The following is a 17,518-nucleotide window of genomic DNA, read 5'->3' on the forward strand; positions in this document are numbered from 1 at the left end:
TGACACGGAAAAATGGTCGGGCTGCGCCCGACCAAAATCAGCGCCGTTTGTCCGGCAGGCTTAAAGCATATATACCATTTGTTCTAAAACAATCAGAACAAAAAATGCCAGCATAAACGCAAAATCAAACGGACAATTCCGCAGTGCACTCACGCGGCTCAGCAGACTGCGAAAAGGTTGAATGAGCGGCTCGGTAACAAGACACAGAAACTCGTAGATTTTCGAGTCGCTGCCCTGTACGAACCAACTCATGATTGCCCGTGCAAAAAACATAAACTGCAGAATGCGCAATAAGCTGCCTACGAAATATATTACCAAGCTGTTCACGATAGTACTCACGATCTGCGCTTAGAAATACATACCGCTGTTTTCCAGTTCATCGATCAGATCGCCCATAATATCAACATTGTAGGGTGTGATAATATAGGTGCTGTTTGCAACCTTCTTGATCTTGCCTTCGTTTGCATATGCAACACCGCTGAGAAAGTCCACCAGGCGACGGGCAATATCCTTGTTGGTCTGCTCCAGATTGAGGACAACCGTACGCTTGTCCTTGAGATGATCTGCAATCTCTGCAGCCGCCTCAAAGCGATCCGGCTTGACCAGAACCACAGCCAGCTGTGTAGTAGTATTGATGTTTACAACCTTATCGCTGCGATCGTGACGGCGCACCTGAGGCGCGTCCTGTGCATCACTGTCGTACGAACGGTCATAGGATCTTCTATTGTAAGATGATGGCTCGCTATCCATCGCAGGTTCTTCGTTTCTCTGACGGGGCATCTCGTCTTCGTAGTCGTCCTCCAACTCACTGCCCTTTACCCAATCAATAAAGCCTTTGATCGAACCCATGCCAAGTTCCTCCTTATGTTTTAAGGCGAAACGATCTGATACGGCCGTTTGCCAAAGATCGCCGTGCCCACGCGAACCATGTTCGCTCCGCACGCAATCGCCGTTTCAAAATCATTCGTCATTCCCATAGACAAATAATCCATATCTACATTATCGTATTTTTTCGTCAAAATGTCAATAAATACTTGACGCATTTCGGTAAAGTAGTTTGAATTTTTTGTTTTTTCATCTGCAACGGGAGGAATTGCCATCAATCCGCGGATATGAAGTGACTTTTTTGCGCTCAATTTCACGATCGCATCGTGCAGTTCTTCGGGCGGAAGACCGCTTTTCGCGGCTTCTCTGCCGATATTTACCTCCAGAAGAATATCCTGACAAACACCGCGCTTCTCGGCTTCCTTGGCGATAGCCTCGCCGAGATGAACCGAGCCGACTGACTGAATCAGCGAAACCTTGCCGATCAGGTACTTGACCTTGTTGGTCTGAAGCGTGCCGATAAACTGAAGGTCTGCGCCATCGTAGGCGTCCTGTTCATACTTTTCCTGCAGCTCCTGCACACGGTTTTCGCCGCACACGCGGATGCCTGCTTCGATGGCTGCCTGCACGCGCTCGGCGTTATTCATTTTGGTCGCAGCCACCAGCGTAATTTCACTGGGATCGCGCCCTGCCTGCACGGCGGCATTGTTGACGCGCTCGATCACAGATTTTACGCGTTCCTGCAGTTCTTTCTTTTCTTGCTCCGTCATGTTTTCACCACCATATTATTTTGCAGATTTTTACCTTGAACGATAACCTGGTCTCGCTCGACCAGCATATCGGAGTCGGTCGCACTCTGTTTGACGACATAATAATCGTCCGCCTCAAACAGCTCGTTAATCATTTTGAATTTCTGTATCGAGCCGCTCAGGATGAACACGCCGGGGATTTGCGTGGTCTTTCCGTCGCTGTCTGTTTGTTCCTGCACGCGGACGGCACTCTTCGGCACCTTGAGTCCGGTGTAGGTCGCAATGATAATTTCGATTGGCTGTTCGCGCATGGAAACCATTTCACTGCTGAATTCTGTGCCTTCCATCACCAGCAGAGCTGTATCGCTGTCACCTTGATGGTTGATGGAATGTACGGTTACTTTGGATTCCATCGAAGCCTGTGTAAAGTTTACCGTCAACTCCTGACCGACCTGCAGACGCTCAGCCTGCTCGGCCGGAATCTTAGCTGCAAGATACCAGTTGAATCCCTTGACAATCTTGCCGAGCGAATTGCTGTTCTCAGCAGACGGCTGCTGCGCAACGGTCTTGTCAAACTGCTCCACGGTCATCTCATCCAGTGAGGATGGTGTGAGAATACTCTCGTATCCATCCACTACCTCGGAGAAATATCCGGACGAAGATGCAGTAAGTTCCGTGGTCCGGCCGGTAAGCTGATGCTCAAGCGAGGACTGCTCAGAAACCAAAGCGTCACGTTCGGCAGATACCTCGTTGGTATCCACATTGCCTGCCTCTCGGCGCAGCGACAGCGTGCGCAGCGAACTTGCGGCGGATGCGACCGAAGAACCGCTGCCTTCCTTCACCTGCTCGGCCAGCTGCTCGATCGTCAGCGTGATGACCTGATCCAGCTTTGCGATGTTTGAGCTGTCCGATGCGGACTGCAGCGCCGTATCCAGAAGAGAAATACGTTCCTCCAGCGGATCGAGCTGTCGGCTCAGGTCCATAGATTCCTGATCGGAATAGATGATCGCCAGCGGTGCGTCCTGCTGTACGCGTTCACCGCTGTACACGATGTGCTTGACCGAGCTTCCCGTGGCATTGTCGATCGGTTCTTCATCGCGGAAGAACCAGCCATCGCTCGTAAAGCTGTCATTAACTGTGACATGCAGAGCCGGTGTGGTCTCCGGTGCAGCCGAAAAAGCGTTAGAAAGACGGCCGCCCAGATAAATCACCATCAGCACCGCCGCAATGATAAATACAACGCGGTTTCCGCCGTCATTCCGCCGTTTTCGCGGCTTGGATTTTGTGCTTTTTGTCTGTTGTCCCATGTAAAGACCTCGTATATGTTCACTGTTCCGCACGCTCCCCTCTCGGTGCATGGAGATCGACTCTATGCTGTGGGATCAGAGTAGAGATTGCGTGCTTATAGATCATTTGCTGTTTTCCGTCGCTCTCCAAAATCACAACGAAGCTGTCGAATCCGCGGACAATACCGCGCATCTGAAACCCGTTCGTTAAAAATACGGTGATGTTCTGCGCCTGCTGACGCAGTGCACTGAGCATTCTGTCCTGTAAGTTGATTTCGTTTCGCACAATGATTCCTCCAGTTGAAATTACAATTTATGGTATCATTGTACACCGTGGTTTTGAAGATATTTTGTCGTTTCCTGTAAGACGAAAGGAAGTTCTTCTCCACTATTATAATATATCCAGTGGATGCTGTCATCCCTTTTCAGCCAGGTAAGCTGACGTTTTGCATAATTTCTGCTGCGCCGTTTGAGCAATTCGGTACATTCTTCCAATGTTTGCTCGCCGCTCAGATAGCCGAGCAGCTCTTTGTAGCCGATAGCCTGCGCAGCAGTGCCGGTCAGCAGACCGCGCTCCACCAGCCGTTTCGTCTCCTCCAGCAGACCGTTTTCCATCATAAGATCCACTCTGCGGTTGATGCGGTCATACAGAATTTCACGGTCAGACGGGCAAACACCGATCTTGAGCGCATCATACTTTGGCTCCGGGCGCTTGTTCCTGCGATTAAATTCGTCGATCGTCATACCGGTCTGCTCATACACCTCAAGAGCACGAATGACGCGCTTGAGATTGTTCGGGTGCAGACGTTCCGCTCCGGTCGGATCCACCTTAGCCAGACAGTCATGTACCGCCTGATTGCCCTGCTCGGCGGCCATGCGCTGATATTTCTCACGCACGGTCAGGTCGGTCTCGTCGCCGGAGAATACGCTGCACTCGATGAATGCGTCCATGTACAATCCTGTGCCGCCGACAACGATCGGTGTCATCCCGCGCGACAGAATATTCTGCGCAGCAGCGTCTGCCAGTTCGACATACCGCGCCACTGAGAACGTTTCGCCGGGCTCGCATACATCGAACAGATGGTGCGGTACGTCCTGTCGTTCCCTCATATCCGGCTTGGCGGTGCCGATATCCATTTCACGATAAAGCTGCATGGAATCCGCAGAAATGATCTCGGTATGCAGTTGTTGCGCCAATGCGACCGATAAGGCGGTTTTGCCGCTGGCAGTCGGTCCGCAGATGCAGATCAAACGGTTTTCCATGCTGTTTCCTCACTTTTTATTGATTTACACGCTTGAACATCTTGTCAAGCTCATATTTGGTCAGACGAACGGTCGTCGGCCTGCCATGCGGGCAGGAACGCACGTTGTCATCGCTCAGCACCCGCTCGCACAGGTCCTGCAGCTCGGTCATCGTGGTCGGTTTGCCTGCCTTGATAGCCGCCTTGCATGCTACCGTATGAATTAAATCGTCCAGACGATCCGGCACGGTGGTACGGCTGTTCATCGCCTTTTCGGCCAATTCACTGATGACGCTCTGCACATCGCCGCTATCCAGATAAGCGGGCACGCTGCGTACGGCAAAGCTGTTCTCGCCAAAGCTGTCGATGGCAAAGCCTGCCTGACGGATGTCCTCGATCTGCGACTGCACAGCGGCGGCTTCCTCGCCGGTCAGCTCTACAATTACAGGCGTGAGAAGCTGCTGCTGCGGCATATCGGTCTCCGCACGCAGCTTGTTAAACAGAATACGTTCATGCGCGGCATGCTTGTCGATGAGAATCAAGCCGTCCTTGTCCTCAGCAATAATGTACGTCTGGAAGCATTCGCCGATTACACGCACACCGGCATCCAGCGGCTGCAGGATCTGCGGCTTATCCTTGACCTCCGGTGCGCTGACAGGCGGCACAACAACCATCGGTTCATCTTCCGGCTCCGGTTCCGGCGTATGCACGGCAGGTGTTGGTTCTGCGACCGACGACTTAACCGGCTGTGCCATTCGCGGACGAATCGGTTCCTGCGGTTCCTCCTGCAGGATGCGCGGCGCGGACAGATAACTCGATGCACTGCGCGGACGCTCTGCCTTTGGCGGAATGGACACGAGGAAATCCTCTAAATCCGGTGCTTCCTCGTCGTTCTTTACCGGTGCAATCGGTGTTGGCTTGACACTCGGCGTGACAAACGGCTTAGGGTCTACCGGCTTTGGAATCGCAAACCGCTGCTGCTCATGCGTCAGATTATCTTCACGCGGCTTGGCAGGCGCTTCCTTCTCCTTGTGCTCCAGATGCGGCATATTGTCGTTTGCGGCAAGTGCATTCTTGCAGGCAATATACACGACCTCGAAAATCGGCTTTTCCTGCGAAAATTTGACCTCGGTTTTTGCAGGATGCACGTTGACGTCAACCGCCGACAGCGGCAAATCCAGGAAAAGCGCACCAGACGGATATTTGCCGGTGATGATCGCATTGCGATAGGCCTCTTCCATTGCAGCCTGCATAAGACGGCTCTTGACATAGCGGCCATTGACGAAAAAGTGCTGCATGGAACGGTTGGCACGTCCGGCGTGCGGCTTGACAATGTAGCCGTGCACGGTCATACCGTTGCGCTCGGTCATCGGCACTTCAATCATATTGGCAGTCATTTCCTTGCCGAATACGCCGAACACCGGCGCAATTAGCTTGCCCTTGCCGTCCGACGAGAATACCTGCTTGCCGTCGCGAATAAGCGTAAACGCAATTTCTGGATGTGAGAGTGCCGCATGCTGTACTACGCCGAGAATGTAACCCGCCTCGGTGAAGTCCTTTTTGAGAAACTTCATGCGAGCCGGTGTGTTGAAGAACAGGTCGCGCACAACGATTGTTGTGCCTTCCGGACAGCCGGCTTCCTCCTGTGTCTGAATCTCACCGGCTTCCAGATGCAGGTGCAGACCCGCAATCGAACCTGCCTGACGCGTAAACAGATCAATGCGCGTAACCGACGAAATCGCAGCCAATGCTTCACCGCGGAAACCCAATGTGCCGATGGCGTTCAAATCTTCCTCGGTGCGCAGCTTGCTGGTCGCGTGGCGGCGGAAAGCCACGGGCGCGTCTTCTGCCGACATGCCGCAGCCGTTATCCGCAATACGCAGATAGGTAATGCCGCCGTTTTCAATCTCCACTGTAATGCGGGTAGAACCTGCGTCGATCGCATTCTCGACCAGCTCCTTCGCCACAGAGGATGGCCGTTCAACAACCTCTCCTGCCGCGATCAGATCCGCAAGATGCGGAGATAATTCATGAATCACTGCCATTTTTCTTTGTTTTCCTTTCCGGAACAAATCATGCTTGGTCTTTCCTGCCCTGATAAATGATTAAACCAGCTTTTTCAGCTCATACAGTGCGTTGAGCGCTTCGATCGGCGTCATGGTGTCCACCTGCAGTGCACGCAGACGTTCGGCTACGGCATCGCCGGAGAGCGAATCCATCGTAATCTGCGGAACGTCTTCCGGTTCCTCGGCTACGGCATGCAGCTCGATTTTCGGCATGGTGGATTCCAGATCAGCCAGCACAGCCTTTGCCCGCTTGATGACCGGATTCGGCACACCGGCCAGCTTTGCAACCTCAATGCCATAGCTGTCATCCGCGCCGCCGCGCACGATTTTGCGCAGGAACGTAATGTCATCACCGCGCTTTTTGACTGCGATATTGTAATTCTTGACGCCCTTAACCAGATCTTCAAGCACCGTCAGCTCGTGATAATGCGTTGCAAACAGCGCGCGTGCGCCGATGCGCTTCTTGTCCGCTACATACTCTACGACTGCGCGGGCAATGCTCATGCCGTCATAGGTAGAGGTTCCGCGGCCAATCTCATCCAAAATGATCAGGCTGGACTTGGTAGCGTGCCGCAGAATGTCCGCGACCTCGCTCATCTCCACCATGAAGGTGGATTGACCGCTTGCCAGATCATCCGACGCGCCGACACGTGTAAACACGCGGTCTGCCACGCCGATATGCGCGGACGAGGCCGGCACATACGAGCCAATCTGTGCCATGATGGTAATCAGTGCCACCTGCCGCATATAGGTGGATTTGCCTGCCATATTCGGGCCGGTGATGATAGCAACGCGGTTTTCCTTGCTGTCGAGCAGGGTGTCGTTCGGAATGAACAGACTGTCGGACAGCATTTTCTCAACAACCGGGTGACGGCCGTCCTTGATGTCAATGCGGTCGGAAAAATCAACCACCGGACAAACATAGTTGTTATCACAAGCCACATCAGCCAGAGCACACAGAACGTCAAGCGCTGCGATAGCCTGCGCGGTCTTCTGCACGCGGTGTACCTCAGCGGCAATCTGGTCGCGTACAGAAACGAACACCTCATATTCGAGTGCGGTCAGCCGCTCCTGTGCACCGAGCACGGTGCTCTCGAGCTGTTTCAGCTCCTCGGTGATATAGCGCTCGCTGTTCGCAAGCGTCTGCTTACGAATATAGTTCTCCGGAACCGCCTCCGCATTGGAGCGGCTGACCTCAATATAATAGCCGAACACACGGTTGTAGCCGATTTTCAGCTTGCTGATGCCGGTACGCTCGCGTTCCGCCTGCTCGATTTCGGCAATTTTGCCCTTGCCGCCGGACGCAAGGTCGCGCAGACGGTCAATCTCCTCGTTGAAGCCCTTGCGGATCATGCCGCCTTCCCGAAGAAGAATCGGCGGCTCGTCTACAATGGCCTGCTCGACCAGCGCGCGGATGTCTTCGAGCAGATCAATCTTACCGGTCAGCTCGCGCAGCATAGACTGGCCGAACAGAGCAGCCTGCGTTTTGATCTCCGGCAGACAAGAAATTGCCGCCGACAGCGCACGCAGATCACGGCAGTTTGCAGTGCCGTAGGCTACACGCCCGATCAGGCGCTCCATATCGAACACCCGCTTGAGTGCGTCCGTCAATGCCGTGCGGGCAATTACATCGTCACACAATGCACCTACCGCCTGCTGACGGCGTGCAATATGCAGCGGATTATACAACGGTTTTTCAATCCACTGACGAATCAGGCGCGAGCCCATTGCCGTGCGCGTGTGGTCAAGCACCCACAGCAGCGTGCCCTTCTTTTCCTTGGTCCGCATGGTCTCGCACAGCTCGAGATTGCGGCGTGCGATCAGGTCAAGCTCCATGTACTGACCCTGATGGTACACCTGCAGCTGATTCAGACTGGAAAGGCTGGCCTTCTGCGTCTGTTCAAGGTAATCCAACAGACCGCCGAGGCACCGCACAGTGCACGGCAGGTCGGTCAGACCGACAGCGTCAAAGTCCTGCACCTTGAAGTGCTCCTGAATGCGTTCCGCACTGCGCTGTGCCTCAAAGCACTCCTCCGGCATCGGCTCGATAAGCGCCTCCAGACGTTCCTTCAGAAAGGACTGAAGGCTGTCTGCCGAAATGGCTCCGCCGCCGACCAACACCTCACGCGGCACAAAACGTCCGAACTCACTGGTTATGTCATTCCAGTTATCCGATCCGGTCGCGTACACCGAACCTGTCGTAATATCAGCAAAGCATACGCCGACAGAACCACCGGCTGCGTATACGCAGCCGAGAAAGTTGTTCCGATTTTCATCCAGCATGGAGGCTTCCACGACCGTACCCGGTGTCACGCGTCGGATGATCTCGCGCTTGACCAGACCTTTTGCCTTTTTCGGGTCCTCCATCTGCTCACAGATTGCAATTTTGTAACCCTTCTGCACCAGCTTGGCAATATAGCCTTCCGCACTGTGATACGGTACGCCGCACATCGGTGCACGTTCTCCCTGACCACAGTCGCGGCCGGTCAGCGTCAGCTCCAGCTCGCGGGAGACCAGCTTGGCATCGTCAAAGAACATTTCGTAGAAATCGCCCAGACGGTAAAACAGAATGTAATCTTTATTTTTGTTTTTGATCTCAAAATACTGCTGCATCATGGGCGTCAGTTCAGCCATGTTCTTACCTCTTTCTTATAATTTGTGTGCAAACAGACAGCGAAGCGAGGTTTTCTCGATCTCTGCCTCGATAAATTCACCGATTTTGATATCGTCACCGCGTACGCAGACAAGCAGGTTGCCCTCGGTACGCGCAGTAAACGGATATTCCGGTCCTTTGGCATTGCCGTCTACAAGCAGCCGCAGCTTTTTGCTCTGATACGCCGCCTGCTTTTCAGCAACGATTTCATCCTGCGCCTTGAGCAGTCGCTCGAAGCGGCGCTGCTTGTCCTGCTGTGTTGCGTTATCCTCATAAGAGGCCGCGGGCGTACCCGCGCGGGGCGAATACAGAAACGTAAACAGCAGGTCAAACCGGGTATCCTGCACCAGCTTTAAGGTGTCCTCGAAATTCTCTTCCGTTTCGCCCGGGAAACCGACGATAATATCGCTCGACAGCGTAATATCCGGCATTTTCGATCGTGCGTCCGCAATCAGCGATTTGTAGTGCTCTGCCGTGTAGCGGCGGTTCATACGGTGTAGGATCTCATCGCTGCCAGACTGGAACGGCAGATGCAGCTGCTTTGCAACCTTATCGCACTCTGCCATAGCAGAAAACAGTTTGGAAGACGCATCCTTCGGATGGCTGGTCATAAACCGTAGCCAGAAATCGCCGGGCACGGCGTTGAGACGGCGCAGAAGATCGGCAAAATCCACGTCAATGCCAAGGTCCTTGCCGTAGGAGTTGACGTTCTGCCCGAGCAGAGTAATCTCCTTATAGCCTGCATCGACCAGCTCGCGCAGTTCCTTTTCGATTTCCTCCGGTCGGCGGCTGCGCTCTCTGCCTCGCACATACGGCACGATGCAGTAGGTGCAGAAGTTGTTGCAGCCATACATGATGGACAGCCACGCCTTCGCGCCCTTGGCACGCAGCACCGGCAGGCCTTCGGCGATATCGTCCTCGCCGCCGATGTCAAATACACGTTTTTTCTCGGTCAGCACGCGGTACAGCAACGACGGAAACCGCCAGAGCGCATGCGTGCCGAACAGCAGGTTGACCTGCGGATAGCTTTTCTTGATCTTCTCGACGTTCTTCTCCTGCTGGGCCATGCAGCCGCACATTGCAATAACAATGCCCGGCCGCTCCTTTTTCAGATGGCGGAGTGCGCCGACGTTGCCGAACGCACGATCCTCGGCATGCTCACGCACAGCACAGGTGTTGAACAGGATAAAATCTGCCTCGTCGGGCGTATCGGTCATTTCGTAGCCCATTTCGGACAGCATGCCGCGGATACGCTCGGTATCCGCCTCGTTCTGCTGGCAGCCGAACGTATGCGTATAGGCTTTTGGGCGCTTGTCCCCCAACAGGCGGGCTACTGCGTCAATATAGGTAAACTGCGATTGCAGCTGTTCTTCGGAAACATTCTGGGTTGCCATGAAACTCTCCTTTTATCGAAATGGAGTGCCGTCAGCGGTGAACACATTCATGCGGTGGTATGCGCTGAACGGGATCTCGTACTGCGGCAGATACTGCCGGATGGCACGGGTCAGGTATTCCGGGCTCATGTTGTTGTTGCCGGCCGCGGTGGTGACAACGGCTGTCACCTCGTCCGGGCCGTCGGTGACAGTCAGATCGCGCATCAGCTCACGCATATTGACCGTCTTTTCGCCGCGCTTGGAGCGCTTGACGATCTCGACCACCGGGCGGCGGAACAGATTGCGCGCATCGTCGGCAAAGCCCTTGGGCGTACCATCCTCAAAACCCCATGTGATGCGGTACTGCGACCATTCAATCGAACCGACCTTCATGCCGCCGTCGGCAAGCGGGTAAATCTCGATTGCACGCAGGCCCTCGGGAAATACGTCATTGAGCGCTTCTACCGCGTTTTCCGGTACGGCTTCCGCCGTTATATTGAAATCCAGAAATTCGCACTCGCCGGAGTAGCCGGTCGAGAGCGGCAGCGCCACCGAAACGTAGGCGTGCTGGTTGAAGCCCTCGGTAAACCACAGCGGCATTTGACAGCGCGCCATCGAGCGCTGCATGGCGTGCATGAGATCAAGGTGGGAGATATACTTGGCGCGTCCCTCCTTGGCAAACTTCATTCTTGCCTTAAACATGGCACTTGCCTCCCTTCAGCAGTGCGCTTGCACCGCAGCCGGCACACTGGTGCATACAGTCCGGCGTGATAGCCGCTTCGCGGGAACGCTCCCACTCACGCTTGAGGTGCTCTTTGCGCGTGCCGCAGCCGATGTGATCCCACGGAAAGATCTCGTCCATCGGGCGCTGACGGGATGCGTAGAACGCGGGATCCAGTCCGCAGTCGCGAAACGCCTGCATCCACTTGTCGAAATCAAAGCACTGATCCCAGCCATCCATCTTGCAGCCGCGCTGCCACGCCAGCAGAATCGCCTTGCCCTGACGGCGGTCGCCGCGTGCAATAACGCCCTCGAGTACCGAGGTCTCAGCGTCATGCCAGTTGTAGGTGACATTCTTGGTTTTCATGACCACCTTGAGATGCGCCTGCTTCTCGCGGAACTGCTCGAGCGTGTCCTGCGCGTCCCACTGGAACGGGGTCTGCGGCTTGGGCACAAAGCACGAAGCCGACGCTGTGATACGCACGCCGCGCGCACGGTTGGGCGTGTTCTCACGCCAGCAATAGGCGACCTTTTTGCAAATGTCGGAAATGCCGTCCAGATCCTCGTAGGTCTCGGTCGGCAGACCCATCATAAAGTACAGCTTGACATTATTCCAACCGCCCTGAAAGGCAATCTCGCAGGCATGGAGCACGTCCTCCTCGCGGATGTTCTTGTTGATAACATCGCGCAGGCGCTGCGTACCGGCTTCACATGCGAACGTCAGGCCGCTTTTGCGGGTTTTCTGTACGCGCTCCATCAGTTCGGCGGAAAAGCTGTCCGCACGAAGAGACGGCAGTGACAGACTGATATGACGTGGCTCACAATAGTCGAGCATGCACTCGGTCAGACCGGACAGCTCACCGTAGTCGCTCGTAGACAGCGAGGACAGAGAGATTTCCTCGTAACCGGAGTTCTTGAGCACCGCCTGCGCCTGCTTGAGCAGCACTTCCTTGGACTTGGTACGCAGCGGACGATAAGTGTGACCGGCCTGACAGAATCGGCAGCCGCGTGGACAGCCGCGGAACAGCTCGATCATCGCACGGTCGAACACGATGTCGGTCGAAGGCACAACAAAGGACTCCGGATAGTACATGGTATCCAGATCCTTGACGATGCGCTTCTGCACGAGAGCCGGTGCACTGTGCGTCGGTGTGACGCTCTCGATTGTGCCGTCCTCGTGATACTTGACTTCGTACAGCGAAGGTACATACATGCCCTCGATCTGTGCTGCCGCAATCAGAAATTCCTGCTTAGACCAGCCTTCGCGCTTGGCCTTGCGGTACAGATCGGTAAACTCCAACATGATCTCCTCGCCGTCGCCGATCATGAACAGGTCAACAAAGTCAGCGAGCGGCTCCGGATTGTAGGCACACGGACCGCCGCAGGCTACAATATGCTTGAGTTCGGTGCGGTCCTTTGCCAGCACCGGAATACCGCCGAGATCCAGCATATTCAGAATGTTGGAAAACGACAGCTCATACTGCAGCGTAAAAGCGATAATATCAAAGTCCGACAACGGGTCACCGCTCTCCAGACCGTACAGCGGCAGCCCTGCCTCGCGCATTTCGGCCTCCATGTCAATCCATGGCGCGCAGACGCGTTCGCACCAGATGCCCTTCTGGTCGTTGAGCAGACCGTACAGGATACGCGAACCGAGGTGAGACATGGCAACCTCATAGGTATCCGGAAAACAGAACGCAAATCGCAGATCGATGTTCTTTTTATCTTTCATCACCGAGCCCCATTCACCGCCGACGTAGCGTGCCGGCTTCTGTACACGGGACAAAATGGCTTCCATCTTTTTATGCAAGACGTATTCCTCCATTTTCATTCATACAGATTATTGTATCATATCCTTCCGAAAAAAACCATACCGTTTTTGACCGTTTTCGCGCAGAAAGTACATGAAACAAAAAAATAAACGCGAAGAAAGCTTTTACACTTCCTTCGCGTTTTGCTTATTCCTCCGGAATTTCCGGCTTGCTGCCGAGCAGTCGAGTCGTATTGAACACGGTCAGCACCGTGAGTACAGCATCGACGATAACTGCCATCCACATCTGCGCCAGACCGATCAGCGCCAGTACAGCAAGCACCAGCTTGATGGCGGCCAGCAGTGTCAGATTCTGCATTGCAACTCCGTGTGTAGTCTTGCAGACCTGAACAGCCTCGCCGAGACCGCTCAGATCATTTGCGGTAATCAGTATATTCGCCGCATCCGCTGAATAGCGGGAGCCGCGCGTGCCCATTGCCACACCGACATCGGCCATCTTGAGCTGCTCGATATCGCTTACGCCGTCGCCGACATAGGCGGTCGTGCCGTCTGTCGGAATCGTGCGCATCATAAAGTCCAGCTTCGCTTGCTTTTCCTCGGGCATCAAACCGCAGTGAACGGTGTCGATGCCGGCGGCATTTGCAATTCGCTGAGTTGGTGTCTCAGCGTCACCGGTGATAAGCACCGTGCGCTCAACACCCTGATCCTTGATCTTTTTGATCGCGTCAGCAGCGGACGGACGAACCGTATCCTCCAATTCAATCACACCGATGTGCTCCCCTTCACAGGCGATGTAAACAACCGTGCCGTCGATATCCGGCAAGCCCTTGACACCGCGGGAGACCATCAGCTTGCGGTTGCCTACCAGCAGAACGTGATCACCGATACGGGCGCGCACGCCACGGCCCGGGAATTCCTCAAATTCCTCGATCTTTGGCAGTTTTTCCTGGCATGCACTTGCGATTGCGCGCGCAATCGGATGCTGTGAAAGCTGCTCGGCTGCTGCGGCAAGTGCCAGACAGTTCTTTTCGGAAAACTCTTGTGTGGGATAAATCTTTTTAATCTGCAGATTGCCGGTGGTCACTGTGCCGGTCTTGTTGAACACGACCAGACGCAGGTCTGCAGTCCGTTCCATCGCTTCGCTGCCCTTCATGTGAACGCCTTCACTCTCAAGTCGGCCGCCGCCGCATACAAAAGCAAGCGGTACAGCCAGCGCCAGTGCGGTTGGACAGCAGGCGATGAGAAGCGTCAGTCCGCGATACACCCAGCCGGTCATATCTGAACCGGGCATGAACAGCGGCGGAAGTGCGGCTGCCAGTACGGCAATGACGATCACAACCGGAACCAGACGCTTGGCATTACGCTGCGCACTGTTTTCCAACGCTGCCTTGTGTTCGGCGGCCGCATTCTGTACACGGCGAATCTGACGAACCGCGCAGTCTTCATAGCGCGAGATCACACGAATCAGCATCAGAGAGCCGTTATACCGGCTGCCTGCCAGCACACGCGTGTTCTTATCAACTGCCATCGGCACGTTTTCACCGGTAAGCACGCTGTCATCTACCGTGCCGTCTCCGCGAAGTACAACGCCGTCAATCGGTACGCGCTCACCCGAGTGTACCAGAACCAGCTCGCCCAGACGGATATCTGCCAGCGGAACCTGACGCTGTTCGCCCTTCATGTTGACGACCGTTGCCTTTTCCGGCATGAAATCGTGCTGCTGCGGCAATGCCTGATAGGTGGATGATAGAACGATATCACCTGCAATTTTGCCAATCTCAAACAGGATGAGCACGATCGTTGCTTCTGCACGGCTGCCGAGCGCGAATGCGCCGATGGATGCCATTAGCACGAGCAGATATTCATCGAAAAATGAACCGTGTGTCAGATTGGTCAGCACATGCGCTGCAATCGGCAGCGCTGTGATCAAAAACGCCAACAGGCAGAGCGGCAATGCCGCGCTCGAACCTCCCATCGCGATTCCGGCCACAAGAACAATTGCCGCGGCAGCCAGCCGTGCGCCTGTGCTCTGCATATCCAACCGTGTCATCGGCTGATAGGTCACTTCAGCGCCTTCCTGTATACGGCGTGCATTTTCTCGCCGCAGACGGGTCTGCTCACGCCGACGCATTTTCGCCCGGTACTGTGCCTTCTGCACGAAATTCATACCGGTGGTATCGTCCGCGTCCTCCGGAGCTTCGATTACTGACGGTTCCGGCTTCTTTTCCTCCGGCTTTTTTTCATCCTTTGGTTTAGGCTTCTCCTTAGGTGCGGATTTTGCCTGTTCCTTTTTCTCCGCCTTGTCCTTTTCATGGTTTTTCAGTTTTTCTTTTAGCTTCTGCAGCCTGTCCGACTTTTCCTCTACGATAGGCTCGAACTCCGCTTCCTGCGATTGTTCTTCCTCAGGAAGCTCGTCCTCTATACCTTCGTCGTCAAATTCCGGTTCATCCCAGTCGCCCTCGTCTTCAGCCTCATTCGGCGAATCTTCTTCTTCGTCAAATTCGTCTTCCGAATCTTCCGGCGATTCCTCAGCTGCGTCTGATTCCTCCGAGGGCTTTGCAGGCTCAGCTGCCGCCGCTTCCTCGGGCGGCGTTTCCGCCTCCGGAGATTCGCTTACACTTTGGTGCGATGTATCGGCTTCCGGTTCAGTCTCCGGCTGCTCCGCATTCTTGTCCGGCGGCTCAGGCTCGCCGGGCGGCGCTGATTCTTCTTTTTCAGGCGGTTTTTTGTTCTCTTCGGGTTTAGGCTTTTCCGGAGCGGCAAACAGCTGCGCTACTGCCGAATTTTCCAGATCCGCTAAAATCGAATCGACCTGTGCTAAAATATCTTCCGCCGTTGTCTGGTCCTTCTTCTGTTCCGAATCAGGGCGGTTATTTTCGCTCATTCCGTTTATCCCTCCTGCACGTGCGCGATTCCCTGTGCCAAAATGGTCTGAATATGATCATCGCACAGCGCATAGTATACTGTTTTTCCGTTTTTCCGACTCTTGACCAGCCGCGCCTGCTTCAAAAAACGAAGCTGATGCGATATCGCGGACTGGCTCATGTTCAGCAGCGATGCAATATCACAGACACACAGCTCCGCGGACACAAGCGCCGCCAGTATCCGCAAGCGGGTCTTGTCGGAAAACGCTTTGAAAAAATCTGATGCGGCTGTAGTGATCTCCTCTGCCGGCATTGCGCTGCGCGCTGCCATAACTGCATCTGTATGGACGATATACTCCTCGCAGCACTCCAGTTCTGCGTCTGTATGCTTTGCCGACAATTTGATCCCTCCCGCAATATGTGCATATCTATTCAACTTATGATAACATTCCAGTCCACTTCTGTCAAGAATCGAGTCGGACACAAATGACAATTTTGCGTGCAAAAAAGTCCTGCAGGCCGGATACGGTCTGCAGGACTTGAACGTAATTTTTACTTTTCGGGCTGTTCACGCTTCGGATCGGTCATAACTTCCTTGAACGAGGTTGCCAGACCCGCAAGGCTCTGAATCTCGCTCGGGATGATGATCTTGGTGGCCTTGCCGTCGGCGGCGCTGCTGAATGCCTCGAGGGATTTCAGCTTGATAACCTGCTCAGTCGGTGCCGCTTCATTCAGCAGATTGATGGAGTCTGCCAGTGCCTTCTGCACGGTAAGCAGCGCTTCCGCTTCACCTTCGGCCTCCTTGATCTTGGCAAGGCGATTTGCCTCTGCAGCAAGAACGGTTGCTTCCTTTTCACCTTCAGCCACCAGAATCGCGGACTGCTTTTTACCTTCCGCTACCAGAATGGACTCGCGGCGTTCGCGCTCGGCCTTCATCTGCTTCTCCATAGATTCCTGAATAGCTGCCGGCGGAATGATGTTCTTCAGCTCCACGCGGTTTACCTTAATGCCCCAGTCGTCGGTCGCTTCATCGAGGATGGAGCGCATTTTGGTGTTGATGATATCGCGGCTGGTCAGCGTCTGGTCAAGCTCGAGATCACCGATGATGTTTCGCAGTGTGGTTGCAGTCAGATTTTCGATTGCCGCCATCGGGCTTTCGATACCGTATGCAAACAGCTTCGGGTCGGTGATCTGGAAGTACACGACCGTGTCGATCTGCATGGTTACGTTATCCTTGGTGATAACCGGCTGCGGCGGGAAATCGACTACCTGCTCCTTGAGGGTTACCTTGCGGGCAATGCGCTCAAACAGCGGCACCTTGAAATGCAGGCCGGTGCTCCATGTGTCGCGGTAGGTACCGAGACGCTCGATAACATATGCCTTCGCCTGCGGCACGATCACGATATTGCTTGCAATGAACGCGATGAGCAGAATAATCAGCACAATCCAGATGATGGGTACAATAATATAATCCATGATAACGCTCCTTTACAGTTGGTTCGGTTTTACAATCGCCTTGACGCCGCGGATCTCCACAACCGTGACTCTTGTCCCGATTGCAATTTGCGCGTCAGTCGCACTGCGGGCTGTCCAGATCTTTCCGTTGATTTTCACCGCACCGGTCTCCAGAATATTGTCAATCGGTTCGGTAACAACAGCCGTCTGTCCGATGATACGATCTGCGTTGGTCGCCTGCTGCCGACTGCCGAGAAAACGGCGGCAGAGCGGACGCACCAGTACAAGCAACAGCGCGGAGAACACGATGAACACAATCCACTGCCCCATCAGCCCGACCGAAAGGCTGGCTGCAATGAGTGCCGCGACACCGCCGGCAGCGAACCAGATGCCGCACAGCGTGAGTGTAAACGCCTCTACCGCTACACTGATGATAATGACAGCCAGCCAGATATACAGGCTGTCAATTCCAAACATCATAAACTATCCCCTCCCTTGGCAACAGTATAGCATGT

At 54.5% G+C, this 17,518-nt stretch carries 15 protein-coding genes; all 15 read right to left on the bottom strand.

The features are described 5' to 3' along the window. Positions 1-60: 60 nt before the first annotated feature. Positions 61-339: a YggT family protein gene (locus DWZ82_RS16050; RefSeq protein WP_147358098.1), complete on the bottom strand. Its 279-nt coding sequence runs from the start codon at positions 337-339 to the stop codon at positions 61-63. Positions 340-348: 9 nt separating this feature from the next. Continuing rightward, positions 349-849 (bottom strand): cell division protein SepF, encoded by a 501-nt coding sequence (locus DWZ82_RS08200; protein WP_243022707.1) that lies wholly within the window; start codon positions 847-849, stop codon positions 349-351. A 20-nt stretch (positions 850-869) separates the two neighbouring features. Beyond that, positions 870-1,595, bottom strand: coding sequence for a YggS family pyridoxal phosphate-dependent enzyme (locus DWZ82_RS08205; RefSeq protein ID WP_118480089.1), 726 nt, complete (start codon positions 1,593-1,595; stop codon positions 870-872). Continuing rightward, on the bottom strand, positions 1,592-2,881 hold the full coding sequence (locus DWZ82_RS08210; protein WP_118480091.1) for an HlyD family efflux transporter periplasmic adaptor subunit: 1,290 nt from the start codon (positions 2,879-2,881) through the stop codon (positions 1,592-1,594). The genes DWZ82_RS08205 and DWZ82_RS08210 overlap by 4 nt, the downstream gene beginning before the upstream one ends. Before the next feature lie 19 nt (positions 2,882-2,900). Next, positions 2,901-3,149, bottom strand: a complete 249-nt coding sequence (hfq, locus tag DWZ82_RS08215) for an RNA chaperone Hfq (RefSeq protein WP_199667438.1) — start codon at positions 3,147-3,149, stop codon at positions 2,901-2,903. Between the two features lie 32 nt (positions 3,150-3,181). Next, positions 3,182-4,123: a tRNA (adenosine(37)-N6)-dimethylallyltransferase MiaA gene (gene miaA / locus DWZ82_RS08220; RefSeq protein ID WP_118480093.1), complete on the bottom strand. Its 942-nt coding sequence runs from the start codon at positions 4,121-4,123 to the stop codon at positions 3,182-3,184. Positions 4,124-4,139: 16 nt separating this feature from the next. Further along, complete coding sequence (gene mutL / locus DWZ82_RS08225) at positions 4,140-6,146, bottom strand: DNA mismatch repair endonuclease MutL (RefSeq protein WP_118480095.1); 2,007 nt, start codon at positions 6,144-6,146, stop codon at positions 4,140-4,142. Positions 6,147-6,206: 60 nt separating this feature from the next. Next, on the bottom strand, positions 6,207-8,801 hold the full coding sequence (mutS, locus tag DWZ82_RS08230) for a DNA mismatch repair protein MutS (protein ID WP_118480097.1): 2,595 nt from the start codon (positions 8,799-8,801) through the stop codon (positions 6,207-6,209). A gap of 15 nt (positions 8,802-8,816) precedes the next feature. After that, entirely contained in the window at positions 8,817-10,214 is a 1,398-nt protein-coding gene (gene miaB / locus DWZ82_RS08235) for a tRNA (N6-isopentenyl adenosine(37)-C2)-methylthiotransferase MiaB (RefSeq protein ID WP_118480099.1), read from the bottom strand. A 12-nt stretch (positions 10,215-10,226) separates the two neighbouring features. Further along, positions 10,227-10,895 (bottom strand): TIGR03936 family radical SAM-associated protein, encoded by a 669-nt coding sequence (locus DWZ82_RS08240; RefSeq protein ID WP_118480101.1) that lies wholly within the window; start codon positions 10,893-10,895, stop codon positions 10,227-10,229. Further along, the gene (locus DWZ82_RS08245; protein WP_118480267.1) at positions 10,888-12,738 is read right to left on the bottom strand and encodes a TIGR03960 family B12-binding radical SAM protein; all 1,851 of its coding nucleotides are present in this window, start codon (positions 12,736-12,738) and stop codon (positions 10,888-10,890) included. The genes DWZ82_RS08240 and DWZ82_RS08245 overlap by 8 nt, the downstream gene beginning before the upstream one ends. Positions 12,739-12,871: 133 nt before the next feature. Continuing rightward, on the bottom strand, positions 12,872-15,568 hold the full coding sequence (locus tag DWZ82_RS08250) for a heavy metal translocating P-type ATPase (RefSeq protein ID WP_118480103.1): 2,697 nt from the start codon (positions 15,566-15,568) through the stop codon (positions 12,872-12,874). Positions 15,569-15,573: 5 nt separating this feature from the next. After that, positions 15,574-15,948 carry an ArsR/SmtB family transcription factor gene (locus tag DWZ82_RS08255; protein WP_442861226.1) on the bottom strand — a complete coding sequence of 125 codons (375 nt, stop codon included), beginning with the start codon at positions 15,946-15,948 and terminating at the stop codon, positions 15,574-15,576. Positions 15,949-16,100: 152 nt separating this feature from the next. Further along, the gene (locus DWZ82_RS08260; RefSeq protein ID WP_118480105.1) at positions 16,101-17,024 is read right to left on the bottom strand and encodes an SPFH domain-containing protein; all 924 of its coding nucleotides are present in this window, start codon (positions 17,022-17,024) and stop codon (positions 16,101-16,103) included. Positions 17,025-17,036: 12 nt separating this feature from the next. Next, positions 17,037-17,483 carry an NfeD family protein gene (locus tag DWZ82_RS08265; RefSeq protein WP_118359429.1) on the bottom strand — a complete coding sequence of 149 codons (447 nt, stop codon included), beginning with the start codon at positions 17,481-17,483 and terminating at the stop codon, positions 17,037-17,039. Positions 17,484-17,518 lie beyond the last annotated feature (35 nt).

This window comes from Butyricicoccus sp. AF35-5AC, assembly GCF_003477715.1.
GTDB lineage: Bacteria > Bacillota > Clostridia > Oscillospirales > Butyricicoccaceae > Agathobaculum > Agathobaculum butyriciproducens.

Excerpts from the sequence above, each read along its gene's own strand:
- DWZ82_RS08265 (WP_118359429.1), bottom strand. The coding sequence starts at position 17,483 with ATGATGTTTGGAATTGACAGCCTGTATATCTGGCTGGCTGTCATTATC.
- DWZ82_RS08210 (WP_118480091.1), bottom strand. The coding sequence starts at position 2,881 with ATGGGACAACAGACAAAAAGCACAAAATCCAAGCCGCGAAAACGGCGG.
- DWZ82_RS08205 (WP_118480089.1), bottom strand. The coding sequence starts at position 1,595 with ATGACGGAGCAAGAAAAGAAAGAACTGCAGGAACGCGTAAAATCTGTG.
- mutS (WP_118480097.1), bottom strand. The coding sequence starts at position 8,801 with ATGGCTGAACTGACGCCCATGATGCAGCAGTATTTTGAGATCAAAAAC.
- miaA (WP_118480093.1), bottom strand. The coding sequence starts at position 4,123 with ATGGAAAACCGTTTGATCTGCATCTGCGGACCGACTGCCAGCGGCAAA.
- DWZ82_RS08250 (WP_118480103.1), bottom strand. The coding sequence starts at position 15,568 with ATGAGCGAAAATAACCGCCCTGATTCGGAACAGAAGAAGGACCAGACA.
- DWZ82_RS08245 (WP_118480267.1), bottom strand. The coding sequence starts at position 12,738 with ATGGAGGAATACGTCTTGCATAAAAAGATGGAAGCCATTTTGTCCCGT.
- miaB (WP_118480099.1), bottom strand. The coding sequence starts at position 10,214 with ATGGCAACCCAGAATGTTTCCGAAGAACAGCTGCAATCGCAGTTTACC.
- DWZ82_RS08200 (WP_243022707.1), bottom strand. The coding sequence starts at position 849 with ATGGGTTCGATCAAAGGCTTTATTGATTGGGTAAAGGGCAGTGAGTTG.
- DWZ82_RS08240 (WP_118480101.1), bottom strand. The coding sequence starts at position 10,895 with ATGTTTAAGGCAAGAATGAAGTTTGCCAAGGAGGGACGCGCCAAGTAT.
- mutL (WP_118480095.1), bottom strand. The coding sequence starts at position 6,146 with ATGGCAGTGATTCATGAATTATCTCCGCATCTTGCGGATCTGATCGCG.
- DWZ82_RS08260 (WP_118480105.1), bottom strand. The coding sequence starts at position 17,024 with ATGGATTATATTATTGTACCCATCATCTGGATTGTGCTGATTATTCTG.